Source organism: Kitasatospora sp. NPDC043949 (assembly GCF_056435365.1).
On record NZ_JBWKEQ010000127.1, the window covers coordinates 1 to 1,263 of the forward strand.

General features: G+C 72.0%; 1 protein-coding gene and 2 pseudogenes. 2 read left to right on the forward strand and 1 reads right to left on the reverse strand.

Annotation, left to right across the window (positions count from 1 at the left end; translation table 11 throughout):
- Positions 1 to 238 (reverse strand): annotated as a pseudogene (locus AC07AL_RS38590) (hypothetical protein); the annotation flags it as partial.
- Between the two features lie 252 nt (positions 239 to 490).
- Between AC07AL_RS38590 and AC07AL_RS38595 the strand changes: the two are divergent.
- Together AC07AL_RS38595 and AC07AL_RS38600 are read left to right on the forward strand one after the other, a co-directional pair.
- Positions 491 to 1,003, forward strand: a complete 513-nt coding sequence (locus tag AC07AL_RS38595; RefSeq protein WP_363589760.1) for a SigE family RNA polymerase sigma factor — start codon at positions 491 to 493, stop codon at positions 1,001 to 1,003.
- A pseudogene (locus tag AC07AL_RS38600) lies at positions 996 to 1,263 on the forward strand (hypothetical protein); the annotation flags it as partial. The gene AC07AL_RS38595 and the pseudogene AC07AL_RS38600, both read left to right, overlap by 8 nt.

Here is a 1,263-nt window from a genome sequence, read left to right on the forward strand (position 1 = left end):
TGGCAGTCGAACGGGTAACGGACGGGCCACTGCCGGGAGCCACCGAGGCGTCGGCCGAGCCGGCGCCGGAGGGCGCAGCGGAGGGCGCAGCGGAGGGCACAGCGGAGGGCACAGCGGAGGGCTCGCCGTGGGCCGTGGGGGTGGGCGTGGAGGTGCTGGTTGCGGCGGTGGCTATTCCTCCTGCGGTCGCGATGGCTACGGCGGTGGCGGCGATGAGTGTGATCGGGCGGATACGCATGAATCCGTGTCCTTTTCTGCCGGGCGTCCGGTTGACGCCTGCGCCCCTGTAGGTCTCCCGACGCTCGGCAGGTCGCACCCCGCGCACGTGATCCAGGTCATAGGCCGCGGGCGCAACCCTGGGGTGGTGCTCGTGCGTACAGGACGGGACGCTCCGTCCAGGACGCACGGCTCCACAGCCGCAGCCGAGGAGTGCTTCCTCGCGAGCCGCCTGTGCCGCAAGCTGACGGACAGCCCGGAAGAAAGGCCCTTGATGACGCCACAGGAGTTCGACGCGTTCTACGCGGCGTCCTTCTCCCGCCTGACCGGGCAGCTCTACGCGCTGACCGGCAGCTGGTCCGAAGCACAGGACGTGGTCCAGGAGGCGTTCATCCGCGCGTGGGACCGAAGGCACACCTTCGACCCGGACAACGCCCCGGAGGCATGGATCCGGACCACGGCCCGGCGGCTGGCCATCTCCCGCTGGCGACGTGTGGCCCGGGGCCTGCACTTAGCCGGACGCCACCACCGCCAAGAACCGCCCACCGTCGAGCCGCCCACCGAGGAGCACCTGATGCTGGTCGCCGCGCTACGCGACCTGCCCGAGGCACAGCGGAGCGCCCTGGTCCTGCACCACATGTGCGACCTCTCCGTCGAGCAGGTCGCGGCCGAGACTGGCGCCAGTGTCAGCGCCGTCAAGAGTCGCCTCGCCCGCGGCCGGGCCGCGCTCGCGGGCAGACTCGCCGACCAAGCCCCGACCAGCGAGGAAGGAAAGCTTCGTGTCTGACCCCATCCACGACACCCTCGGCGACAGGCTGCGGCTGCTCGGCACGCAGATGCCCGCGCCGACACTGCCCGCAGCGGAGATCCGCCGACGCGCCGACCGGCGCCGGCACCGCCGGCGTGCCCTCGCTGCGACCGCGGCCTGCACCGCGGCAGCCTTGTGCCTGGCTCTCCCGTCCGTGCTGCACTCACCGGGACCACAGAAGGGAGCAGGCACCGCAGACGTCTCCTCCGCGTCTGCTTCCGTTCCGGCTTCCCCGCGTC